The organism is Paenarthrobacter sp. R1, assembly GCF_030264015.1.
In the GTDB taxonomy this organism is placed as follows: Bacteria; Actinomycetota; Actinomycetes; order Actinomycetales; family Micrococcaceae; genus Arthrobacter; species Arthrobacter ureafaciens.
This window is the reverse complement of sequence record NZ_CP127115.1, coordinates 1,370,098-1,391,405: the sequence shown is the minus strand read 5'-3', so window position 1 is coordinate 1,391,405 and position 21,308 is coordinate 1,370,098. Positions and strand designations below refer to the sequence as shown.

The window sequence follows — 21,308 nt, the reverse complement described above, 5'->3', positions numbered from 1 at the left end:
GCCCGGCTATACCTGAAGAGTCATGCCGAGGAGCATTGTGACCGGAGCAGCTAAAAACCATAAAGGTGATGCCTTGCACCGAACGCGGCCGATCCGCCTTCGAGGAGGTCCTCTGCGAGCTGGCGGATGGTGGGGTTATCCAGAGAGCCAATTCCGTTAGTTACCGGCTGACCTTTCCGACCACTCCCTTCGAGGGCGATCACGAGCTCAGCATCCCCAAGCACAGGGATGTTTGCGTTGTGTGTGCTCAGAATGATTTGCCGCTGACCCTTAAGGCCGCGAAGCCGCTTCACAACGCCGCTGAAGACAAAGCGGTTGTCTAGGTCATCCTCAGGCTGATCGATAACGAGAGGGGCAGAACTGGCGCCCAGCAGCAACAACAGCAGTGCGGTTGCTCTCTGCCCTTTAGACAAGTCTTCCAGCTTTCGGTATTCGCGCGGATCACCCTCATTCGAGACGTCGAGGAATACGTCCGCGGCAAGGCCGACGGTTGTCTCCTCAAGTTGGCGGAACAGGGATTCACCAGCCGCAATCAGGTTTGTGGCCTGCGCTCCCCGAATGCCGAACTTCTCTTCGAGCGACTCTCGACCCAGTCGTGCGGAATCGGCGAGGGCCGAGGGCGCGAACCCGTCAGAGTCGATCGCCGACATAATTGTTGTTCGACCACCACTCACGTGAGAAGAAATTAGCTGTTTGATGTGATCACGGTGTGGTGACTCAACTGGCCTCACGTTGACCGTGCCATCCGTAGCAGCATTGGCCTCCCTTATGGCTTGACGCAAGCGTTGCGCCTTCGCACGTTGGGCAATCTGGAGTTCGCCGAGAATTTCCGTGCGCTCTTGCTTGAGGGTACGAATCTTGCCTTGATGGGTAGTCCGAGCGGGTGCCTTTTGTCTTAGCGTATGAAGTGCTCTTGAGGTTGCAACAAACTCCCCAGGATCGTTGCCGTCATCCTTTAGCTTTCGCAGGGTCTCCGCAGTAGATTCTCGGACTCCGTCGGTCTCAGTTGTCCATGTGGCCTGTATTCTGCTTGCTTCCAGTCGTGCCGCTTCGACAGCCTGGCCAATGGATGCAAGGGACGCTTCAACAGTTTTAGCTGCAGCTTCCAGTGCAGTTGAAAGTTCGGCGAGGGTTTCCGCTCTCGGCGACTCTTTGAGGCCTTCCAGCTCAGCCCGGAGATCGCCCGGGATGTCCTCGTTGGTAATCGTCTGCAGTGACGCAGCCAAGTTGTCGATACGCAGTGTGGTTGCTGCGATGATGGCTTCATCTTTCTGAAGTAACTGTTGATCAGTCAGCTTCTCGCCCAGCGCAGATTCGGTGAAGATCCGCATCTGTTCTTCGAGACGAGGCAGATCGGCTAGTTCGCCATCAAGCCGGGCCAAGTCCGCCTCTGCTGTGGCCAGCTGGGTGCGGTTCTGTTCCAGCCGAAGTTGTACATCCGATTCGTCTTCATTCTGAGTGTCCGGCCCTGCGAACCGCTGCACCATCGCGGCAACGTTATCTTTGTCGTGGGCCAGTTCCGCCAATTCATGCTGGCCGAATACTTCGATTGCACCAATAACGTCCTTGGCGCTCAACTGAGAGACTGCTCCAGCTGAATCTCGGACGATTGGAGCCTGATCGACTGTTCGCGTTACCTCATATGTTTCGAGGGAAGGCCCAACGCCGTTAACGGTCACGGCGACAGTTGCGCCGGGTCCAAGTACATTCCTCACCATTGACTGGTGGTCTTTCTTCGCCTCGGGCCCTAGCGGGTCCAGATCGAGAACGAAGCGAATACTTTCAATCACAGTGGACTTTCCAGTCCCACGTCCTCCGATCAATGTCGTCAACTCGTCTGACAGATCCAGAGATACGCCGTCCAGGAAGCCGCCCTCCCAGGAAATTTTTCCGAGGACAGTACGGGGTGCCGTGGATGGGTCCACGAGGCTGATGCGGGTTCCCGGCGTACGGACTGCGAGTTTGAGGCTGGCCAGTTCGCAGGCGCTGAGCTTGAACCAGCTGCTCGCTCCTGTTGTCGCGAGTGTATCTGGGTGACAAATGTCGTCTGCGTGAATTTTTGCGAGTTCGTGAGGGCGGGCGTAGGGGGTGGTGCCGGCAAAAATAGCTTCTTGATCTATCCCATCAGCCACGTCAGGTGTGATGCCAATGGCGTGAAGGCAGGGGTGTTGAATCATCTTGACCAGTGGATTCCCGGAACGACCGGTGAGCATACCGCTATTCGCGACGTTGGCGTGGGCTGGAATGACCAAGGCACCAGCTTCAGTCATGGACTGCATAATCTCGGCGTAGGGCCGCCCAGTAGTCCCGTTGGGGCACGAGGGCGCCACTCCACACTGTCCGATGGCAGCATTGATTGTTGAGGGTGGGGTATTCCGCTCAAATAAGACGAGGAGGTGGATACCTTCCGATGAATTAGCCTCGAATCCGGGAAGGACGGCGATGCCAGCAGCCTCCGCATCGCGCGCGAGCCCAAGTGCCGAGTCCACGCACCAATGATCAGTGATAGCAATCATGCTTATGCTGAGGTCTTGCAGTGTCTGGATCAGTGCAGCATTGTAGCTTTGCTCGTCTGAGAATTTGGTCGAAGGTGAGTTCCGTCCGTGGTAGCTATACGGATTGACCTGCAGTGCTGCACGTATCCATTTTGCGGACTCGATAGGGCCAGTTTCTGTCATTATTCCCCCAAATTTCCTTGTTTACGTTGTTATCAGCCCGACCAGTGGGTCTCCGGGTTGGCTGCGATCTAGTTGCTTCCACTTGAAGACAGGCCAAAGAACCGCTCGAAGAAAGCACCTAGCTTGTCAAGCACACGTTGCTTCTTCTCGCCATGGCCGCCTTTAGCTGAGAACCGGGAGACCGGAGGCAGGACTTTTGTGATAGCCGTGCCTGTGGTCTGGATGCTGCCGTCACGGAAGGCGGTTTCGACAAATACCCGCGTTTCCTCTGGCCGAAGGCCCTCCGATTCGATGATTGCCTCGAGTTCAGCTTCTTTACGACCCGCAATGAAGGCCCGCCACTCCTCATCAACCTCGCCTTTCGCGGAGACTGAGTCAACGAAGGCCTCGATGAGATCCTTCTTGTTGCGCAGACTTGGGCTGGCATCAACGGCGCGGGAAATTTCAGCACGAATTTCTTTGTCGTCGCCGTCGCCGCGCTCGTTGCGATACTTCTGCACGAGCATGAGGATGTAGTCAACGTTGATTTCGACCTGCTTGATGAGTTCAATCTCGAAGACAACATCGTCCTTGATCGACTCCTTGTCTGCATCCTTGTCGCGGCGGAACTCGGCGTAGAGGTCGAGATAGACGCTGCGGTAGTCCTGGCCTTGTCGGTCCGTCAGGATCTCTTGTCCAGTGAAATCATCAAAGGAGGTGAGGATGTTCTGAAGGCGAAGAATTGAGCCAAAGAGGGCAATGAAAGCCTTCTGCGCTGCTTCGCCAACGATTGGCGTACCGAGCGGGAAGTCCTCCAGGAGCTCGCTGACCTTCTCTCCATATTCGGCGTAGTACTCGCCGTATGGCTTGAGGAGAACGATGCCCCTCGCGTCCTTGTTGCCGAATAGGGCAATAGCGTCATTGGTCTCTTCCTCAAGATCCCGGAAGCTGACGATGTTGCCGTATGTCTTCACTGAGTTGAGGATGCGGTTGGTGCGTGAGTAGGCCTGGATGAGGCCGTGAGCGCGAAGATTCTTGTCGACGAACAACGTGTTCATGGTCGTCGCATCGAATCCCGTGAGGAACATATTGACGACAATGACGACGTCGATCTCGCGCTGCTTCAGGCGCTGCGAGAGGTCCTTGTAGTAGTTCTGGAACTTATCGGCGGACGTGTCGAAGCTGGTTCCAAACATGCCGTTGTAGTCCTGGATCGCATTTTCCAGGAAGTCGCGGGACGAGCTGTCGAGGGCACCTGTTTCGAATCCTTCCTCGTCCAGAGCTCCATCTTCGACAGCTTCGTTGGCTGCGTAGGAGTAGATCAGACCGACCTTGAGGCGACGATCGGGCGTCAAATCCTGCTGCTGTAGCGCGAACTGCTGGTAATACCGTTTGGCAGCGTCAATAGATGCTGTGGCAAACAAAGCATTGAAGCCATGGAGGCGCTTGCCAGCGAGGGAGTAGCGTTCCGCTCGCTTGGTTTTTTGATCGAAGTGTTCCAGCACGTAGGCCGTGACCTGCCGCAGACGCTCGGGAGCAAGCAATGCCTGCTCCGTATCGATAGCGGATACTTGTTTGTCCGTGATGCCCTCAGGCAGCTTGATCGTGTTGACGTAGTCGATACGGAACGGAAGGACATTCTTGTCGGTGATGGCGTCGACGATCGTGTAGGTGTGAAGCTTATCGCCAAATGCCTGCTCGGTGGTCTTCAAATGCGGATTCCCGCCGCTACCTGAGTTGGCAGCAAAAATCGGCGTACCTGTGAACCCGAAGAGGTTGTAGCGCTTGAACGCCTTGGTGATTGCGGTGTGCATGTCGCCGAACTGTGAACGGTGGCATTCGTCAAAGATGATCACGATATGGCCGGAGTAGATCTCGTGACCGGCGTTGGACTTGATGAATGTGGCGAGTTTTTGGATGGTCGTGATGATGATCCGCGCTTGCGGGTCTTCGAGCTGTTTCTTTAGAACTGACGTCGAGGTGTTCGAGTTGGCAGCGCCCTTCTCGAAGCGGTCGTACTCACGCATGGTCTGGTAGTCGAGGTCCTTGCGGTCGACCACGAACAGTACCTTGTTGACACTCGGCAGTTTTGAGGCCAGTTGCGCCGTTTTGAAACTCGTGAGGGTCTTACCCGACCCGGTGGTGTGCCAGACATAACCGCCAGCAGCCACAGAACCGAGTTGTTTGTAATTGGTGGAGATGTCGATCTTCTGAAGGATCCGCTCGGTAGCCACGATCTGGTACGGCCGCATGACGAGCAGCATGCCGTCAGCGGTCAGAACGCAGTACTTCGTCAGGATGTTGAGGAGCGCATGCTTAGCAAAGAATGTTTTTGCGAATGCTGTCAGGTCCTGGATGGGCTTATTCTGAGCGTCAGCCCACCATGAAGTGAACTCGAATGAGTTCGATGTCTTGCGTGCCTTCTTCAAGCCGGCGGCGTCGGCAAGGTGCTGTCGTCGCGTGGTGTTGGAGTAGTACTTCGTCAGGGTCCCGTTGCTGATTACGAACAGCTGGACGTACTCAAACAGGCCCGAGCCAGCCCAGAAGCTGTCGCGCTGGTAGCGGTCGATCTGATTGAAAGCCTCGCGGATATCAACCCCGCGGCGCTTCAGCTCAATATGTACCATCGGGAGACCGTTAACGAGAACGGTGACGTCATAGCGTGTGGCGTGAGAAGCGCCTCCTTCGCCATTTCCGATCTCATATTGGTTGATGACCTGTAGCCGGTTGTTGTGGATGTTGGCTTTATCGATGAGGAGGATGTTTTTCGTTGAGCCATCATCGCGCCGGAGAAGCTGAACGTGGTCTTCCTGAATGCGTAGGGTCTTTTCGGCGATGCCGTCGTTTGCTCCTACGATCCGCTCCGTAAAGAATCGGTTCCATTCGGCATCACTAAACTTAATGGAGTTGAGTACCTCGATTTGCACTCGGAGATTCGCAATTAACTCTGGCTCGCTCGTGACAGACAAGTACTCATACGCCTGCGACTGCAAAAGCTTAACGAGTTCGCGCTCTAGGTCGGCTTCAGATTGATATGTGCCTTCGCCCGGACCATCGGGTACGTATTCAGCGACCACCGTGCTTTCGCTACTGACTGCAATCGGGTCATACTTTCTAGCCGTAGCTTCAGTCATGCCGCAATCTCCTTGAACGTAAGAACCCGCTCGCGGTAGTACTCATACTGCTTTCGGCGCCCGGCTATTTCCGCTGGAAGGTTCGTACCGAGATCGTTCACTAACGAACTGAGCCTATCGAGGATCGATACGATTCGTTCTTGTTCACTGACCGGTGGGAGGGGGATTGCAATCTTTGCAAGGCTTTTCGCGGATACGTCGATCACCTTTGTGCCCGAAGCATATTTTCGTTTGGCGACTGCAAATTCAGCCGTCTGGAAGTAGTAGGCAAGGTACTTGGGATTTTGTTGGTGCTTGATAACAGTGGCATGGCCACCCGTGACAGCTTGCTCTTGTCCAAGCCAAGCAACAGCCTTGCTAACATCTTCGATATTTTCGCTTGTATTTGTGATTACAAGGTCGCCCGGCTCTACTTTGGCAAGCTTGGCCGCGCTTTCGGGAGACACAAAGGACATCGTCTCTGTAGCCGAGGTGCCGTAATAGGTGTAGATCTGCCCGTAGTGGATAGCCCTCACGCCTGAGTCGGTGAAATCCGTCTTCGGCATGCCGTTGCCACGGACAAGAGTAGCGAACTCGCCTAGTGGCAGCTTTGGCGTGTCCGAACCAGGAGACGCTATAAGAGTGTCGCGGTAGTGCGCATACTGTTTGCGGCGAGCTTCCAGTTCCGATTCGAGCTCCGATTCCAGTTCGGATTCAAGTGATGCAAATGCATCAAGGAGGCTCACAATTTCCTGTTGAACCGCAACCGGCGGAACGGGGAGCCGAAATGCGAAAAGTTTGGCACTTTCAATCGACGAGACTGATCCGCCAGTCTTGCGGGCAAACCGAAGGATTTCTTGTCCTCGTGAGCGTAACTGATGAAGGAGATACACCGGCAAAATGTCATCTCGGGGCACGACTGCCTTCATATCCTGATTGAGCGCGGCAGGAACGGGGACGAATGCCGTCGGTAGAATTCGATCCAGTATGCTAGAACGAACAACAATGGCGATTGAATTGGCCGGTACGAGTTTGGTTGCAGATCCCAGTACCGCAGCCTCGGTGATGTAGTCGACGGTTGAGTCAATGACTGACCTGCCGCTCATATCTTTCGGCGAGATCCAGGGTATGGTGCCGTTCTCCCAGTAGTCTGTTCGAGCTTTCGAAGGTGTGCCACCTCCAAACCATTCCCCAACACTTGATAGCGGCTCGTAGCGGACGCCTTCGGGGCAGAGCTCTTGGATAAGCTTGTCGATTCGATTCACAGAGAGCCCTCCAGGTTGGCGATGATCTCATCTATGGCTGTTCGAAGCTCCTGCTGGCGTGCGACGCCCTGAACGATGCTCGCATTTAGTTCGGTGATGTTGGTTTCTTCACGCGTATCCAATTGCTCTACATAGGAGGTGACGGCGATATTGTAGCCATTCGCAGCAATCTCTTGGTTCGTGACAAGCTGCGTGAAATGTTCGATGTCTCCGCGTGCGACGAATCCTTCGAGAATTTTCTGTTGATTCTCTTCGGTTAGCTTATTCTTGTTTCCGCCTCGCACAAACTCTGCCGACGCATCGATAAAGAGGACTGCATTGTCCTTTTTAGATTTCTTCAGAACAATGATGCAAGTCGCAATTGTTGTGCCGAAGAATAGGTCAGGCGGGAGCTGAATCACGGCATCGACATAGTTGTTGTCGATGAGGTACTTGCGTATCTTCTGCTCCGCACCGGCTCTGTAAAGCACTCCAGGGAACTCGACGATCGCGGCAGTCCCGTTCACGGCGAGCCAAGACAAGATGTGCATTGTAAAGGCTAGGTCGGCTTTGGATTTGGGTGCTAGAACACCCGCAGGAGCGAAGCGAGGGTCGTTGATGAGAAGTGGGTTCGAATCGCCATCCCACCTAATCGAGTAGGGAGGATTGGAGACAATCGCTTCGAAAGGCTCGTCGCCCCAGTGCGCCGGATCGATCAGAGTATCGCCATGGGCTATGTCGAACTTTTCATAGTTGATGTCATGCAGGAACATGTTGATACGTGCAAGGTTGTAGGTAGTCAGGTTGATTTCTTGACCGTAAAACCCTTGGCGGACATTTTCTTTGCCCAGAACCTTAGCGAACTTAAGAAGTAGCGAGCCCGAGCCACAAGCTGGGTCATAGACCTTATTTACAGCGGTCTTGCCAATGACGGTCAGGCGGGCAAGTAGCTCAGATACCTCTTGAGGGGTGTAGTACTCACCACCAGATTTGCCGGCTGCAGACGCATACATCTGCATGAGGTACTCGTATGCATCACCGAAAGCGTCGATGGTGTGGTCGGCAAAGTTACCCAAGTTGAGGTCACCAATAGCATCAAGGAGCTTTGCGAGCTTTTCGTTTCGCTTTGCTACTGAATGTCTGAGGTGTGTCAAGGATGTGAGACAGCCGGGTAGTTTCTTTTCGGTCAGGCAGCAGCGGGCAGGGGCTGGCTGTTGGTTGTGAAGTTGGCCATTGCCGTCGCTGGCGGGAGACCCTTGTTGTTGGTGTGAGGCCTCCAGCGGTTGTAGAACACTTCGATATAGCGCATCGTGGCCCGTCTGGCGTCTTGGCGGGTCTCGAAGCTGTGGTGATGGTAGAACTCGTTTTTCAGCGATGAGAACAGCGATTCGGCTACGGCATTGTCCCAACACACCCCGGTAGCGCCCATCGATTGGCGTATCTTGTTTCCGGCGCACCAGGCGCCCATTTCGCGGGACGTGTACTGCGTGCCGCGATCGCTGTGAAAGATGGCGTTCGGGGTCAGGTGGCCGCGGTCTCTGGCCATCCTCAGGGCCCCGGTAACCAACGAGGCGCGCATGTGGTCCGCCATGGCCCAACCGACGACCATCCTGGTGCACAGGTCAATGACGGTGGCCAGATACAGCCAGCCCTCACCGGTCCGCAAGTAGGTAATATCGCCCACCAAACGGGTGCCCGGGGCATCTGCCGTGAAGTCCCGGCCGATGAGGTCCGCGAAGACCTTGTCCGGATCCGAGGCTATGGTGGTGCGCTTGAAGGCGCGCATCCGCTTTGCCGCCCATCCGTTCTCAGCCATGATCCCCGCCACGGTGCCCACCGACACCTCGATGCCGGCGGCAACAAGTTTGGTATGCACCATGCGGTGACCGAAGATCCCGTCAGAGGAATCGAAGACGGTCCTCACCTGGTCCGTCAGGTCCCGGTGACGGGCCGCGGTCGGTGTCTCCTCAGCGTCCCGCCACCGGTAGTACGAGGCCCGTGGAAGCCCCAACTGCCGGCACATCCATGCCACTGGAAAGTCGGCGTTCTCCTCCTGAACAACGCGGTAGAGATCTTCTACCGCTGTTCTTTGGCGAAGAACGCCGAAACTTTTTTCAGGAAATCATTCTCCCGCTCGAGCTCCCGCAGCCGGGCCTCCATGGCTTTGAATTTCACCGGATCTACCGGGTCATCGGGCTTGCCACCGCTTTCCTGATCAGCCTCACGGGCCAACCGAATCCACCGCTTCAGAGCAGTCAACGAGATCCCGAGATCAGCAGCAACGGCAGGCAACGGACGCCCCGAAGACGCCGCCAAAGCGACGGCATCGGCCTTGAACTCATCGGAATAGGTAGGTCGAGCAGACATGAGCACAATCCTTTCAAACTGTGTCTCACATCAGTAGTACACCTCAGTCCGAGCTTGCCTGAGTTGACGTCGAGATCGTCAAATAGACCCTTTAGGTCGTCTTCCGAGTCTGTCCCAACCGCTGAACTCTCAATGTGCTTGAAGACCCGTTCTAGTGTCTCGTTGAGGTTCTCGTCTTTGCTGGCACGCTTGCGCACGTTCTCAAAAAGTTCTGACGGGAGGATATAGACGCCTTTCTCGGCAACTGTCTCCTTCCGTCCGAACTCGGCATCAGTATCGGAAAGCTTCGCATAGTCGAAATTGACATCGCCAGCCTGGCGCTCGTTTTCATTGAGGTATGCCGTCAGGTTTTCGGAGATGTAGCGATAGAAAAGGATGCCAAGCACATAGCTCTTGAAGTCCCAGCCGTCAACGCTCCCGCGCAGGTCGTTAGCGATACGCCAGATGGTCTTGTGTAGCTCCGCGCGCTGCGCTTCCTTGGTGGTTCCGGCCATGGTTGTGTCTGTACTCCTTGCGCGTGTGCGCTTACGATCCCCTGAGGTTGAACTCTCAACTTAGCAGTGAGTACCGACAAATCTGGGTAGCGGTACGCCGTGTGCTGTTCAGGCGGAGCGTCGCGACCCGAGAGCTTTGCTCTCACAGGGGGCGACATCTGTTCTGATTTTAACCTGAATTGGCTTTTTCGTAAATCACTTGCATTAGTGGTGAAAGTTAATTGGACTTTATTCTTTATCGCCTATCGGCTTCCGATTTTTGGACACAAATTCGACTCGTCGGACATCTATCCGCGCTGAACTCTTGCGTTCAACACTCACGGTTGCAAATAGGTCAGGGTTTACGAAGTGGGCACCGAGCATCCAGCTCACCCATACGGGCATGATCCAATGAATGTCGATGCTTGCAATTGGCTCATCGTCTTCCGGTTGAGACAAGTCGAGCGGGACGTTGAGGGTCTCGTATGCCCGGAGCATGTCGCGGAGTTTCGATTCTCCAAGAGCGAAGGGAAGGTCCTGCATCTCACCGTCGACAAATACCTTTGGTCGGCGATATGACATACCCTCCGGTACTTCGATCGCGATGCCAACCGAAAATAGGCTCCGCGTCTCGTCCTCCACCTGGGCTGCATACACGTTCCCGAGCGGACGGTCGTATAGATACCCGTCGCGGATTATTTCGCTTAGCTGAATGGCACCCCTATCACTACGGCGGAGGATCGTCCGCTCCGTCACAAAGCGCTTTCGCGAGCATTCCACAAGTCGCTGATCGAGGTTATCTCCAGCGGTATTCATTCCGCTTGACTCGAAGAACGCACGGATCGTGCCGTCATCGCCATCATCGTGAACGGTTGCCAGGTTCATCAGGACATCGAACGCCTGCTCCATGCTGCCGTGCCCGACAAAGTCCATCAGCTGGTAGAGGCCAGACAGTCGCTGCTGGGTGAGCGGGCCTGGGCCACGCCGAAACGAACGCAGCTCCTTGTGGAGCTCCTCACGAAGCGGGTCATCGACCATCAGCTATTCCGTCTTCCGCCAAAGCACTGCCCGAGTTGGTGTCAGTTTAGTGTCAGTGACGTCGGCGCTGCGCGCCCTTCATGCTGGATGTACCGCTCCCGATCAAGGAGAGCGAACCCCGCATTTCTAACCAGGAAGGTAAACCAATGTCTGAGCTTATCCCTCGCCCCAGTGGCAAAATCTCACCCTTCAGCGCTCCCGAAGGCTTCTCTCGCTCCGAGGGTAAGTCGCTACTGCGGCGTCAGAACGCCGAGGTGGCCAACGGGCTCGTCACGGCGGCGCGCGTTCAGGCTGCCGGCTTTGTCGCCGCTACAGGTATGCATCTGACCAGCATGCTCAGCCGCGAGGCCGAGTTTCAGGCGAACGGCGACCCGCGGGCATCCGAGCGGCTGAACTACATTGCTGATTCCTTCGCCGAGTATGCGGCGTGGGAAGTGCGCCGGTTCCAGCGGTAGGGGTGCGGCCGTGAAGCACGAATTTGTAAGCCTCCTGAGGCCGATCGGGGCTCCGGAGCCTCAAGTTCTCCAGAACGAGGCTGCTGTCCGTCTGTTTATAGGACGAGTCGCGGCCCTGGTCGACGAACTGGACGGTGCGGCGAGAGGAGCGGCCTCATGCGCACCAGCGACAGCGCGGCATTTGCGGCTGGTGTCGCAGCAGATATCCGCCATGGCACTGACCGCGCTTGAGACGTGGCCGAAGCAGCCACAACGGCCATGACTCCGATCCTTTGGATTGCCATCCTGATCACCTGCGCGGCCTCAATTGGCGTTGCCTACCTCGTCGCAGCTGACTTCTGGCGTGACCGGTCTCCATCCTCGCGGGATCGCGTCGCCAACATCCACAGGGAAGCCCACGATGCCGCTGGGCGACTCACGGCGCTGTATCACCAAGCGCTCAAGGACATGCGCCGCCACTAGAGCGAGCGGCTCGTCCTAGCCTCATTTACTTTGAACATACCTCGAGGAAGGGGTTATCTGTCATGCCCGAAACCTTTAAGCCGTCTGAACTCGTGGATGCCCAGCGACGCCTGAGTGACTACGTTCTTGATCAGGCCCACCAGATTGAGCAGCGCCTGTTCTTCGGGTGGGAGCCGGCTTATGACGCTCCCGAGAAGTACAGGGAGCTGTGTGAGGCGTTCGCTGTTTCGCACAGGGAAGGCCGCCCGCTGCCCGTTTCCAACGAGAACAGCAGCAGCGTCGTGTTTGGCTCACCGGACGTCAATATGGCATACCGCTACGTCCACGACGTCGCCCACGTTGAGCAGGGGCTGAGCTTCTCCTCGCCGGATGAGTTCACACTGGCCCGCTGGCTGATGCGACGCTTTGAGCGCGCCGGATTTAGTCGTGACGATCTGGAATGGCACCTTTTTGAGGCAGATGCGGTCGGCCAGGTTGTGTTCTACGCCGTCACCAAGCAGTACGTGGGGGACCAGCTGCAGTTCGCGCTGGACTGTGTGCGCCATGGTCTGAACACCGGCATTTACCTCGAAATGGAGCGCCAGCAGTGAGCGTCGATCCGACCCCTCGGTCCTGGTTTGACCGGGCCATCGGAGCCTGTATGTCCGTGCTGTTGGCGGTGATTGCCCTGTACTGCGCCACGCAGGTGCTGCAGTCGATTCTGCCGTTCCTGGTTGTCTGCGTCGGTGTGGCGTCGATCATTTGGGCGGTCTGGGCAGTCATTCAGTACCGGCATAATCGGTACTAATTCCGTTGCCACTAATCCCTATTAGAGCTCTTCCAATCGGTGTTGTGGTTTGCGCTAAAATCGTTGAACGTTCAACTTATTGAACGCATACTAAACCTCAGACATCGTTCAATTTGTTGAACGGTGGCGGCAAACCACAACACCGCAGGAAGGAGGGGAACAACTATGTCCATGAAAAGTAAGCCAAGCCGGAGGCGCACGACGACGTCACATCGGGACGGCAAGATCATCGTTCGAGGCGTGCAACGTGATCGTCCTGATCTTCGGAAACTGAGCCGCGCTGTTATTGCCATGACTCAAGCCGAGTCTGAACGGGAAGCGCAGATCCAGCACGAGAAGGAAAGCGCCGAGCGTCGCCCGGAGGACACTGCTGATGAGTAGTCCTGAATCCGTCCTCAGACAGCTGGTGTGGCAGGAGATCCACTGGCCGCGTCCGCTTGAGGATGAGCAAGCTATCAACCTGCTGCGCCTATGGAGCGCGCAAAGTCACGCCCCGCAAATTATCTTGGAGGCCCGGGCTACCCGCCGTGGCATCCGTTACCTTGTTGGTTCTCAGCGTCGGCATGCCTCGGCTATCCGCCGCGACATCGAACGCCTTGTCGCTGGAACCATCGTGGTGGCCGATGATGGCGAACGGCTACCGGCGCAAGCTGTTCGTCGAGTGCGCGTCAACACGCCTGTCCAATCACTAGAGCCTCGATCTGCGGAGGGCTCGACACGCTCTCTCCTGGCGAGTCTGGCGGCCGTCCAAGGCGACGAGAGGTTGGTGATCCAGATTATCCTCGGGCCGAGGTACGCACCGCAGCTGACGCCTCGGACCATCCCGCAGGTCGACCAGGGCATCGCTTCCATGGTGCTTCGTGGCATCCAGCCGGAGCAGCGCCGCGGTGTTTCCCGTGGCGTTGAAAACAAGCAAGGTGAGCATGGCTTTGCGAGCTATGTCCGTATTGGCGTCAGCGCCAAAGAGGAGGACCGCCGCCGAACGCTTATTGGTGGCGTAGTCAGCGCTTTTCGCTCCATGGTGGCGCCAGGACTTCGTTTTCAGGTGGATTTTGACCATATCCAGAAGCTCAACCACCCGAGTTCTGAGTGGCCGCGCTTCGCCTTCGGGCAGCGCCTTTCAGCCGTCGAGGTCGGCATGCTTAGCGCCTGGCCAATTGGTGAGGGGCCCGTGGCTTATCCGGGTCAACCACCCGCACATCCGAGGCAGATTCGACCTTCCTTCGCGGCGTCATCAGTGGATCGCATTATCGCCTCGGCAACGGCGCCCGGCTCAACAGATGTCCGGCTAGGTTTATCGCCCGCCGATAGCTGCCACCATGTTTGGGCTATGGGACCGACTGGGGTGGGTAAGAGCTCAATGCTTTTATCGCTGATCGTCGATGACATGGCCGCGGGGCGCAGCTGCGTTGTGATCGAACCGAAGGATCTCATTCGCGACGTCCTCAAGCATGTACCTGCCGACCGTCAAGACGACGTTGTTGTGCTCGACCCGCTCGACAGTGAGCCGGTCGGCATCAATCCGCTTGACGGCCACGGCCGCAGCCCCGCGCTTGTCGCCGATCAACTGTTCGGCACCTTCCACGCGCTCTACGGTGATCAGCTCGGTCCGCGCAGCTCTGACATCCTGCGTCACTCACTCCTGGCGCTGGCTCAGCGCAAGGACGCAAGCCTAGCCATGTTGCCGATTTTGCTCAACAACAAGAAGTTCCGGCAGTCAGTCACGCAGCATATCGCTGGCGGCGACCCGTTCTCGGCCGGGCCATTTTGGCACTGGTATGAGCAGCTGTCGCCTGAGGCAAGTGGCCAGGTCACCGCGCCGCTCATGAACAAGCTGCGCCCGCTCTTAGACCCGCACCTGCGCCATGTCCTCGCACAGCCGACGCCCCGCTTTAACGTCCGTCAGGTACTGACCCAGCGGAAGATTCTGCTCGTGCCGCTTCAGAAAGGAGTGCTGGGGCCCGAATCTGCCCAGCTACTAGGGGCTATGGTGGTTGCTGAACTTTGGCAGGCCATACAGGAACGTGCCAGCCTTCCGACGAGCGATCGCCATCCAGTCATGGTCTACCTCGACGAGGTCCAGGAGTACCTTCGACTGCCGACTGACATCGGTGATGCGCTGGCCACCTCCCGGGGCCTTGGCGCTGCCTTCCACGTGGCGCACCAGTACTTAGATCAGCTGCCCTCAAGCATGCGCACCGCATTTGAAGCCAATTGCCGCTCTCGCGTTTTCTTCCAACTTGCCGCACGTGACGCCAAGGCTGCCGCTGCAATGGCTCCCGGACTAGAACCGGAAGATTTCATGGCGTTGCCGGCACGTCACATTTACGCTCAGCTCGTTCGTGGTGGCGCGGTGACTGACTGGGCGTCCGGAGCCACGCTCACCGTGCCGAAGCCCACGTCGTCTTCCGGCACGATCCGGGCGCGCAGTCGCAAGCAGTTCGGTCAGTCCACGGAGGCTATCGAGCAGGGGCTCCGGAGTGTCCTTAATCCATCAGCAGAGAACGAGGCGACCAGTGGACGGCGCAGAAGGAGCCAGCCATGACGTCAAAAGATGCACTACCGGTCGGCTACCCGTTCGCGTCACAGCCGGAAGAGGCATCGTCGCAGGTCGACGGCGACTCGCTGCCGTTAGTGGCGCCGAATAATGGTGCTTCCGCTAGCACCAAGTCGGATGCAGCCCCGCGTGCCACCCAGCGTCGTCTGCGTGCCATCGAAGCTCGACTCAGTGACCGCGACCATGCCGTTCTGGCGTCTGTCGAGCGCTTCCGGTTCCTGACTGCCGAACACATAGAAGCGTTGCATTTCAACGACCATGCTTCGGCAGAATCAGGCGGGCGAACCTGTCGCCGCGTCCTGGTCCGACTGCGCCGAGAACATGTTTTGGGTGTCCTCAATCGTCGAGTCGGGGGCGTTCGGGCTGGCTCCCAGGGGCTGGTGTACTTCGTCGACACAGCCGGGCAACGTCTCCAGCAGCAAGGGAGTTCCAGCCGTCGGGGCCGACGCTTCCCGGAACCATCGGCGCGCTTCTTGGATCACACGCTAGCAATTGCTGACGTGGCAGTCGGCATCAAAGCTGCGGCCGAGGCGTTAGGCGCGGAGGTAGTGCAGGTGGCACCGGAGAAGGAGGCTCGCCGCACCTTCATCGACCGTCTCGGCGGCACGCAGGTGCTGCGCCCCGACCTCTACGTTGAGCTGGCTGCCCGACCCGGCGACGAGGATGTCCAAGCCTTCTTCGTGGAAATCGACCTGGGTCATGAAAGCCTACCGACGGTGTTGCGGAAGTGTCAGCAGTACGAGGCGTATTACCAAACCGGTATCGAGCAGCGTGACTTCGGTGGCTTTCCCCGCGTGGTCTGGGTGATGGGCGCCTATCGTCCCGACATTGCCGAGCGACGTCGCCAAACACTGCAGGCCGCACTGACGCGAGGTGTCAGGCTCACGCCGGAGCTTTACCGCGTGACTGCAGCGGAGGAGGTGGCGGCGCAGCTGGTCCAGGAGGTTCGCCATGGGTGAATCGGTCAATGTTCTGCATGTCGGCGATGCCCTGGAGGAGCTGCGCAAGCTTCCGTCGGACTCAGTTGATATGTGTCTGACGAGTCCGCCGTACTTCCGGCTGCGTGATTACGGCGCGCGCGGACAACTTGGACTGGAGGCAAACGTCGATTCCTGGGCCGAGGCCATCCGGCTGATTGCTGGCGAGGTTCGCCGTGTGCTGGTGCCGACGGGCACGTTCTGGCTCAACCTCGGTGATACTTACGCCAACCACCCGCGCCAGGGGGCGCCATCGAAAAGTCTGCTGCTGGCTCCCGAGCGCGTCGCCCAGCTGTTGCAGCAGGACGGCTGGATAGTGCGGAATAAGATCATCTGGGCCAAGCCCAACCCTATGCCGAGCAGTGTGGGGGACCGGCTGACGGCCACTCATGAGGTCATCTACTTGTTTGCCAAGCAGGGGCGCTACCACTTCGATCTCGACGCCATTCGGAGACCACACCGTTCGCGTCCCGGTAAGCCACCTCGCCCGGCAACTCGTCGCCCGGGTAAAGAACGGTGGCGCGGGCCGAACGCCGACTCGATAACCGGCCTCGCAGCCATGAAAGCGCTGGGTAGCGTGGGGCATCCGCTTGGCAAGAATCCCGGTGACGTGTGGACGATCGCCACGGCCGCAGGTAAGGGAAGCCATCATGCCGCGTTTCCTGAGTCACTCGCTAAGCAGTGCATCCAGGCTGGCGCTCCTGAGGCTCGTTGTGCAACCTGCCGCGCCCCGTGGCGGCGCCCGATTCGCCGGCTTGGCGCAACAGCCACGCGGTTGGCTCTTCAGGCAACCTGTGGGCATGCTGGCGAACCTGAGCCCGGTATCGTCCTAGACCCATTCATGGGGAGTGGCTCGACGGCGGTCGTCGCCGAAGCTTTAGGGCGGCACTGGGTGGGGATTGAGCTCAACCCAACGTTTGCCCAGGAAGCGCGGGCTCGCATTGCCGCAGCGCGCCCACGATCACCGCCTCGGGTGTAGTTCGGTCGACACCTCATCGGTGCACCGCGGCTGGTGACGAGGATTCCAACCCGGAATCTCGCCGGTCGCGCACACCGAGGAGTTGTCATGACGACACCCATCACTGGCGGCGATCGCCAGAACCCGGCAGGAATCAAAACTCTTGCCATCCGGCTCGAACCGGACGTCCACACCCAACTGACGCTGATTGCTCAGTTGCGGAACAGCACGATCACTGACGAGATCAGAAAGGCCCTGATGGCACACATTGATGGCATCAAGGGCAGCGCCGATCTCGCGTCGCAGGCGGAATCCGCTATGGCGGAGATCGAGCGCGAAGCTGCTGCTCGCCGTGAAGCGATCGCGCAGTTGTTTGGTAGCGATCCGGAGGCGACCAAAACTCGCCCGGCTCGGGGACGGTAGTTCGAGACCATCGGCAGGGGCAGCGTGAGCCGCGCTCGAAGGAGCGCCTCCGCTGTCCTTGCCGGACATCCAACGGCTAATGAAAGGAGGAAATATGAATCACGAACCTCAACCTGAGTCCAGTCCGGAACGGGAGAAGCGCACGAGCCCGTCTATATACGTTGCATCGATGGCTGACTACAACAATGGGCGACTACTTGGCGCTTGGATAGACGCCACCATAGGTGCCGACGCCATTTATGAGCAGATCCAGGCCATGCTGGCGCGGTCGGGTGAACCCGCGCCGGAAGAATGGGCGATCCATGACTACGAAGGCTTCGGCAGTAAACAGCTCGGCGAATTCGAACGAATTGAAGAAGTCGCCGCGCTAGCCGAAGGCATCGCCAAGTACGGCCCTGCCTTCGCCGCGTGGGTGGACTACTCCGGTTTGGATGCCGAAGATTGGCACTATTTCGAGGCGGCCTACTTGGGTGAATATCCCACGCTCACGGCATACGCTGAACAGATCATCGATGACATGGGTTGGCAGCAAGAAGTTGATGCGCTCCTGCCTGAGTCACTGAAGCCGTACGCCAGGATTGACGCCGAAGCGATGGGGGAAGACTTGCGGCTCGGGGGCGAAATATACGTGCTCGAATCAGACTCTGGAGTCTACGTCTTCAATAGTCGCATTTGACCACCTGAATAATTAGGAAGTCCTTCCTTTCTTGACGAAATTTCTGTTGTGGAATTCGCTTAAATCGTTGAACGAATTGAACGGGCGATTCATAATACAAACAGAAATTGGAGATAGAAGAAATGCAGGAAAAAGATATACAAGGCTTGGCTGAAACCATCAGAACGCAGCGTCAGAAGCTCGGCCTTTCAGCCAGTGAGGTTGCCCGTCAGGCAGGCGTGGCCAAAGGGACTATCACGCGGCTGGAGCTCGGGCAGATTGCCAATCCTCGCATGGATAACCTGCGCGCCATCGCCGACGTTCTCCAGCTTCCGCTCACCGACATCCTGGCTGAGTCGAGTCTGCTGCGCGGCTCCGACCTACCGACGCTCAGTCCCTATCTCCGGACGAAGTTCAAAGATATGCCCGACAGTGCAGTTCGTGAAATTGAAGACCACTTCCGTGACGTTGCCGCCCGGCATGGCATCGATATAAATTCCGGCCCAGCCCCAGGCGAGGACGAATAACCAACGACTTCTCAGAAAGGAGAAAGCCATGACCAACGAACATATTTCTACATATATCGAGCGGAGCGTCCTGGCTACTCTCCGAGGCCTCATTCCTAACCGCGAGGTCCGTTCCCAGGAGGAGGCTAAGCGGGTCGCCGAACACCAAGCCATCCGACTCCTTGAGCTCCAGCGCATTGAGTCTGGTCCGGTGCCTGTTGAATTCATTGCTGATCTGCCAAAGATTGAAATCGAGATCGTAGACGCTCCCGTCTCAGGCGCCAGCTTCTGGAACGGCACCACCTGGATCATTCAGCTCAACAAGCATGAACCCTACTGCCGCCAGCGGTTCACCCTGGCTCACGAGTACAAGCACATCATCGACCACAACCGTGCCGACGCGCTGTACATCGGCAGTCGTGATGCCACCCCATCCGAACAGGCCGAGCAAGCTGCCGACTACTTTGCCGGCTGCCTGCTGGTTCCCAAGAAGCTACTGAAGCGCGCATACTACGGCGGTATGCAGCGTACGGCTGATCTCGCCGACTACTTCCAAGTTTCCGAGGCCGCGATGACCGTACGCCTGCGCCAGACGGGCATAGTTGAACCTGCGCCGCGCTGCACCCCACAAAGCACCCCATTCTCCCGTTCATGGCAGTACCGCATGAATCGCCGCACCCAAATACAAGGAGTTTGACGATGACGATTGAAGAAGTCGAAGCACTGAGACCGCGTAAGGCAGTTCTGTACCTGCGCGTCTCAAGTAAGAAGCAGACGCAGACTGCCAGTGATATCGATAAGGATGGCAATTCCATCGCCACGCAGCGTGACATCTGCGAACAGAAGGCCGAAGCCGTCAACGCGGACATCATCGAGGAGTTCGTCGAGCCGGGCGTTTCCGCTCAGACCATCGAGAAGCGCCCGGTGTTTCAGGCCCTTCTCCGGTTCCTGCAAAATAACCGCGACGTTGACTACGTGATCGTCTACGCCCGCTCGCGTGCCTTCCGTAATTTCACCGACGCAGCAATTACGCGGCGTCATCTCGATAAGCTCGGCGTGCGCCTACTGTCTGCTCGTGAGGACTTTGGCGAAGGTACCTACGCCGTCGCGATGGAAGCCGTCACCGACATCATGAACCAGGTACAGAACCAGCTGAGCGGTGAAGATATCAGTATCAAGATGCGCAACAAAGCGATCAATGGCGGCACGCTTGGTAAGGCTCGGCTCGGATACCTCAATATCCGCAAGGACATCGACGGGCGCATGATCAACAGTGTGGGGCTCGACGAGGTCAGGGCACCGCTCGTCCTTAAGGCCTTCGAGCTGTACGCCACCAACCTCTATTCAATCGAACAGCTGGAAGCGACCATGGCGGATCTCGGCCTAACCAATCGCCAGACCGCACGGTTCCCTGAAGGTCCTGTCTCGGCCAGCAAGCTGCATCAGATGCTGAAGGACCCGTATTACGTCGGGTACGTCGTCTACAAGGGCGACGCCTATCCCGGACGGCATGAGCCAATCATTGGCCAAGACTTGTTCGATCAAGTGCAAGATATTTTGAACTCCCGGAGTGGTGCCGGATCGCGTGACCGTATCCACAACCACTTCCTCAAGGGCATGCTCTACTGCGGCAAGTGCTTCAAGCTCGGCCGACAGAGCCGCGTCATCTACACGGAGGTAAAGGGGAGAGGCGGCACCCCTCACGAATACTTCTTTTGCCGAGCTCGTCAGGAGGGCGAGTGCGACCTTCCGTATCTGCCGGCCTACCTGGTCGAGGACAGTGTGGCCGACTCTTACGGCCGACTCGTTCTCGACGAGGACTTCAAGCGGGATGTGCGCAGGCGACTGAAAGAGGCTCTCCTAGGTGAGCAGAAGGACATCAAGGAGATGTATGCGCGCTACACCAATCAACTGAAGGAAATCGAAGCCAAGGAGAGTCGTCTCGTCGACGTTGCTGCTGACGGCATCCTGCCTGTATCGAAGGTTCGCGAGAAGATGCACGAGCTGCGTGTGCAACGTTCCCGTATTGAAGATAGTCTCGCCAATATCGGCGAAGAGATTGCCGTTGGTGGCCAGCTGCTGACCAATGCGCTCGATCAGCTTGCCGACCCGAAGGCGTACTACGAGAAGGCGACGGATAAGGTTCGGCGGCTCCTCAACGAATCCTTCTTCTTGCGATTCTTTGTCCATCACGACGGCGCAGTGGGAGCGGATCTCAACGAACCCTTTGACGACATCTTCGCCGCCCAGATCGCCTTTCGCGCGTCCAAAACGCCGCAGGCGGTATCTGGTCCAGGATCGTCCCGATCGTCCCAAATTGGGCCGTTTTTGGACGATTCAGGCGTACTTGCCGCACAATTCCGGGGAACCAAAAATGGCGCCGATTTCTCGACGCCATCTCTGTTGTTCAAACTAAAGTCGGTCTATTCAAACCATGGTTCGAATAAAGCGACTCTGGTCGGGATGACAGGATTTGAACCTGCGACCTCTTCGTCCCGAACGAAGCGCGCTACCAAGCTGCGCTACATCCCGATCCGCTGCGAAAGCAACTGTTAAAGAATAGCTGACTCGGTGCGGGATGCGAAATCGGGGGAGCGGTGTTGCTCGTCACAACAACACCGTGAGCCCCACCCCTT

At 57.5% G+C, this 21,308-nt stretch carries 19 protein-coding genes, 1 tRNA gene and 3 pseudogenes; 13 read left to right on the top strand and 10 right to left on the bottom strand.

All coding sequences use genetic code 11. From position 1 onward, the window contains the following. Positions 1 to 50 precede the first annotated feature (50 nt). The 8 genes and pseudogenes from QN084_RS06740 to QN084_RS06705 form a co-directional block, all read right to left on the bottom strand. Entirely contained in the window at positions 51 to 2,678 is a 2,628-nt protein-coding gene (locus tag QN084_RS06740; RefSeq protein ID WP_069696528.1) for a TrlF family AAA-like ATPase, read from the bottom strand. Between the two features lie 68 nt (positions 2,679 to 2,746). Then, positions 2,747 to 5,791 carry a type I restriction endonuclease subunit R gene (locus tag QN084_RS06735; protein WP_069696529.1) on the bottom strand — a complete coding sequence of 1,015 codons (3,045 nt, stop codon included), beginning with the start codon at positions 5,789 to 5,791 and terminating at the stop codon, positions 2,747 to 2,749. After that, positions 5,788 to 7,035: a restriction endonuclease subunit S gene (locus QN084_RS06730; RefSeq protein WP_083261910.1), complete on the bottom strand. Its 1,248-nt coding sequence runs from the start codon at positions 7,033 to 7,035 to the stop codon at positions 5,788 to 5,790. Before QN084_RS06730 ends, QN084_RS06735 begins: the two co-directional genes overlap by 4 nt. Then, positions 7,032 to 8,159 (bottom strand): annotated as a pseudogene (locus tag QN084_RS06725) (type I restriction-modification system subunit M); the annotation flags it as partial. The pseudogene QN084_RS06725 and the gene QN084_RS06730, both read right to left, overlap by 4 nt. A 41-nt stretch (positions 8,160 to 8,200) precedes the next feature. Further along, a pseudogene (locus tag QN084_RS06720) lies at positions 8,201 to 9,055 on the bottom strand (IS3 family transposase); the annotation flags it as partial. A gap of 35 nt (positions 9,056 to 9,090) precedes the next feature. Then, positions 9,091 to 9,381 (bottom strand): transposase, encoded by a 291-nt coding sequence (locus QN084_RS06715; protein ID WP_062098648.1) that lies wholly within the window; start codon positions 9,379 to 9,381, stop codon positions 9,091 to 9,093. Beyond that, a complete protein-coding gene (locus tag QN084_RS06710) occupies positions 9,270 to 9,875 on the bottom strand; it encodes a type I restriction-modification system subunit M N-terminal domain-containing protein (protein WP_441339071.1) in 606 nt (201 codons plus the stop codon). Before QN084_RS06710 ends, QN084_RS06715 begins: the two co-directional genes overlap by 112 nt. A gap of 228 nt (positions 9,876 to 10,103) precedes the next feature. After that, on the bottom strand, positions 10,104 to 10,892 hold the full coding sequence (locus QN084_RS06705; RefSeq protein WP_069695950.1) for a hypothetical protein: 789 nt from the start codon (positions 10,890 to 10,892) through the stop codon (positions 10,104 to 10,106). A 146-nt stretch (positions 10,893 to 11,038) separates the two neighbouring features. Between QN084_RS06705 and QN084_RS06700 the strand changes: the two genes are divergently transcribed. The 13 genes and pseudogenes from QN084_RS06700 to QN084_RS24010 form a co-directional block, all read left to right on the top strand. Continuing rightward, positions 11,039 to 11,347, top strand: a complete 309-nt coding sequence (locus tag QN084_RS06700; protein ID WP_069695949.1) for a hypothetical protein — start codon at positions 11,039 to 11,041, stop codon at positions 11,345 to 11,347. Positions 11,348 to 11,605: 258 nt separating this feature from the next. After that, the gene (locus QN084_RS06695) at positions 11,606 to 11,809 is read left to right on the top strand and encodes a hypothetical protein (protein ID WP_139126855.1); all 204 of its coding nucleotides are present in this window, start codon (positions 11,606 to 11,608) and stop codon (positions 11,807 to 11,809) included. A gap of 62 nt (positions 11,810 to 11,871) precedes the next feature. Further along, positions 11,872 to 12,399: a hypothetical protein gene (locus QN084_RS06690; RefSeq protein ID WP_069695947.1), complete on the top strand. Its 528-nt coding sequence runs from the start codon at positions 11,872 to 11,874 to the stop codon at positions 12,397 to 12,399. Continuing rightward, positions 12,396 to 12,596, top strand: a complete 201-nt coding sequence (locus tag QN084_RS06685; protein WP_069695946.1) for a hypothetical protein — start codon at positions 12,396 to 12,398, stop codon at positions 12,594 to 12,596. The genes QN084_RS06690 and QN084_RS06685 overlap by 4 nt, the downstream gene beginning before the upstream one ends. Positions 12,597 to 12,761: 165 nt before the next feature. Continuing rightward, positions 12,762 to 12,977 (top strand): hypothetical protein, encoded by a 216-nt coding sequence (locus QN084_RS06680; protein WP_069695945.1) that lies wholly within the window; start codon positions 12,762 to 12,764, stop codon positions 12,975 to 12,977. Continuing rightward, positions 12,970 to 15,141: a type IV secretory system conjugative DNA transfer family protein gene (locus tag QN084_RS06675; protein ID WP_069695944.1), complete on the top strand. Its 2,172-nt coding sequence runs from the start codon at positions 12,970 to 12,972 to the stop codon at positions 15,139 to 15,141. The genes QN084_RS06680 and QN084_RS06675 overlap by 8 nt, the downstream gene beginning before the upstream one ends. Next, the gene (locus QN084_RS06670; RefSeq protein ID WP_069695943.1) at positions 15,138 to 16,112 is read left to right on the top strand and encodes a replication-relaxation family protein; all 975 of its coding nucleotides are present in this window, start codon (positions 15,138 to 15,140) and stop codon (positions 16,110 to 16,112) included. Before QN084_RS06675 ends, QN084_RS06670 begins: the two co-directional genes overlap by 4 nt. Next, complete coding sequence (locus QN084_RS06665; RefSeq protein ID WP_069695942.1) at positions 16,105 to 17,109, top strand: DNA-methyltransferase; 1,005 nt, start codon at positions 16,105 to 16,107, stop codon at positions 17,107 to 17,109. Before QN084_RS06670 ends, QN084_RS06665 begins: the two co-directional genes overlap by 8 nt. Before the next feature lie 87 nt (positions 17,110 to 17,196). Then, positions 17,197 to 17,511, top strand: a complete 315-nt coding sequence (locus QN084_RS06660; RefSeq protein ID WP_069695941.1) for a YlcI/YnfO family protein — start codon at positions 17,197 to 17,199, stop codon at positions 17,509 to 17,511. A 169-nt stretch (positions 17,512 to 17,680) separates the two neighbouring features. Next, positions 17,681 to 18,187 carry an antirestriction protein ArdA gene (locus QN084_RS06655; RefSeq protein WP_206599698.1) on the top strand — a complete coding sequence of 169 codons (507 nt, stop codon included), beginning with the start codon at positions 17,681 to 17,683 and terminating at the stop codon, positions 18,185 to 18,187. Between the two features lie 107 nt (positions 18,188 to 18,294). Beyond that, positions 18,295 to 18,693: a helix-turn-helix domain-containing protein gene (locus QN084_RS06650; protein ID WP_206599697.1), complete on the top strand. Its 399-nt coding sequence runs from the start codon at positions 18,295 to 18,297 to the stop codon at positions 18,691 to 18,693. Positions 18,694 to 18,721: 28 nt separating this feature from the next. Next, positions 18,722 to 19,369, top strand: a complete 648-nt coding sequence (locus QN084_RS06645; protein WP_069695938.1) for an ImmA/IrrE family metallo-endopeptidase — start codon at positions 18,722 to 18,724, stop codon at positions 19,367 to 19,369. After that, a pseudogene (locus QN084_RS24010) lies at positions 19,324 to 20,181 on the top strand (recombinase family protein); the annotation flags it as partial. The gene QN084_RS06645 and the pseudogene QN084_RS24010, both read left to right, overlap by 46 nt. A 351-nt stretch (positions 20,182 to 20,532) precedes the next feature. On the opposite strand, the gene QN084_RS06635 reads toward QN084_RS24010, so the two are convergent. Beyond that, complete coding sequence (locus QN084_RS06635) at positions 20,533 to 20,988, bottom strand: hypothetical protein (protein ID WP_139126854.1); 456 nt, start codon at positions 20,986 to 20,988, stop codon at positions 20,533 to 20,535. Positions 20,989 to 21,127: 139 nt separating this feature from the next. Then, positions 21,128 to 21,204: transfer RNA gene (locus QN084_RS06630), tRNA-Pro, on the bottom strand. Positions 21,205 to 21,308 lie beyond the last annotated feature (104 nt).

Excerpts from the sequence above, each read along its gene's own strand:
- QN084_RS06740 (WP_069696528.1), bottom strand. The coding sequence starts at position 2,678 with ATGACAGAAACTGGCCCTATCGAGTCCGCAAAATGGATACGTGCAGCA.
- QN084_RS06665 (WP_069695942.1), top strand. The coding sequence starts at position 16,105 with ATGGGTGAATCGGTCAATGTTCTGCATGTCGGCGATGCCCTGGAGGAG.
- QN084_RS06660 (WP_069695941.1), top strand. The coding sequence starts at position 17,197 with ATGACGACACCCATCACTGGCGGCGATCGCCAGAACCCGGCAGGAATC.
- QN084_RS06655 (WP_206599698.1), top strand. The coding sequence starts at position 17,681 with ATGGCTGACTACAACAATGGGCGACTACTTGGCGCTTGGATAGACGCC.
- QN084_RS06645 (WP_069695938.1), top strand. The coding sequence starts at position 18,722 with ATGACCAACGAACATATTTCTACATATATCGAGCGGAGCGTCCTGGCT.
- QN084_RS06690 (WP_069695947.1), top strand. The coding sequence starts at position 11,872 with ATGCCCGAAACCTTTAAGCCGTCTGAACTCGTGGATGCCCAGCGACGC.
- QN084_RS06715 (WP_062098648.1), bottom strand. The coding sequence starts at position 9,381 with ATGTCTGCTCGACCTACCTATTCCGATGAGTTCAAGGCCGATGCCGTC.
- QN084_RS06705 (WP_069695950.1), bottom strand. The coding sequence starts at position 10,892 with ATGGTCGATGACCCGCTTCGTGAGGAGCTCCACAAGGAGCTGCGTTCG.
- QN084_RS06710 (WP_441339071.1), bottom strand. The coding sequence starts at position 9,875 with ATGGCCGGAACCACCAAGGAAGCGCAGCGCGCGGAGCTACACAAGACC.
- QN084_RS06680 (WP_069695945.1), top strand. The coding sequence starts at position 12,762 with ATGTCCATGAAAAGTAAGCCAAGCCGGAGGCGCACGACGACGTCACAT.
- QN084_RS06675 (WP_069695944.1), top strand. The coding sequence starts at position 12,970 with ATGAGTAGTCCTGAATCCGTCCTCAGACAGCTGGTGTGGCAGGAGATC.
- QN084_RS06700 (WP_069695949.1), top strand. The coding sequence starts at position 11,039 with ATGTCTGAGCTTATCCCTCGCCCCAGTGGCAAAATCTCACCCTTCAGC.
- QN084_RS06695 (WP_139126855.1), top strand. The coding sequence starts at position 11,606 with ATGACTCCGATCCTTTGGATTGCCATCCTGATCACCTGCGCGGCCTCA.
- QN084_RS06670 (WP_069695943.1), top strand. The coding sequence starts at position 15,138 with ATGACGTCAAAAGATGCACTACCGGTCGGCTACCCGTTCGCGTCACAG.
- QN084_RS06735 (WP_069696529.1), bottom strand. The coding sequence starts at position 5,791 with ATGACTGAAGCTACGGCTAGAAAGTATGACCCGATTGCAGTCAGTAGC.